This is a genomic window from Lysobacter sp. Soil_C_15, assembly GCF_057657315.1.
This window is the reverse complement of sequence record NZ_JBDGIR010000034.1, coordinates 1-813: the sequence shown is the minus strand read 5'-3', so window position 1 is coordinate 813 and position 813 is coordinate 1. Positions and strand designations below refer to the sequence as shown.

The 813-nt window shown below is 63.6% G+C and carries 1 protein-coding gene; it reads right to left on the bottom strand.

The window, feature by feature from the left end; translation table 11 throughout:
* Positions 1 to 326, bottom strand: a 326-nt coding sequence (locus AC3A57_RS22905) for an outer membrane beta-barrel protein (RefSeq protein ID WP_487581009.1), incomplete at its 3' end; no start/stop codon positions are given.
* Positions 327 to 813: the final 487 nt, after the last annotated feature.

The following is an 813-nucleotide window of genomic DNA, read 5'->3' as shown; positions in this document are numbered from 1 at the left end:
AGGTACGGGTTCCAGTTGCGGCCTTCGGTGACGAAGTGGCGGCGCAGGTCGAGCGAGATGCCGTACTGGCTCCAGTTCAGATCCTGGTTGGCGTCGAACTTCGGGTTCTGGTAGTTCAGCTCGCCGTCCAGCGACCAGTTCGGGCTCAGGAACTTGCCCAGGCCGATCGCGCCGAACGGAGCGTTGCGGGTGCCGCGGTCGTTGTCCTGGACATTCATGCCGGCCGAGCCGGTCAGGTACCAGCGGTCATCGAAATCCTGCGCGCTGGCCACCTGCGAAAAAGCCAAGCCCGCCAGCAGTGCGGTGCTCAACATACGGATCTTCATCTCTAACTCCTTCAGATCGATCGGAACGGGGGGTGATCGGACTGTTTGATCGGGACAGTCTTATGCGGCGCTGCTCCTGCGACAGAGACGCGGTAGCACCCGGCCGAGCCGGCGCCGCAGTCACTGGCGGGGGGATCATACACCGTCAAGGTGTTTGTTAATACCACTTAACGTCGGCCCGGACGGCGCTAAACCTGGGTTAATTAACGCGCCGGCGGGATGATCTCCCATTTGCGTGCGTTTCGGCCGACGAACGGTCACGTTGCCCGAAGATTTTGGGCGATTGGTCGTATTTTTCGATTTATATCGGCACCTGCCGGGCGCGATGTCCGCAGTTGTGGACCCGGCGATTGCTGCGCTGCGCAGCGCTCCCGCAAGGTCAGGCCTCGACGGGCGGGCAGGCCCGAAAGACGAAGCCCGGCGCGAGGCCGGGCTTCGTGGGTGCTGCCGTGCGCGGGCCGGAGCCCGCGCCGTTCCAGAGGCTTAG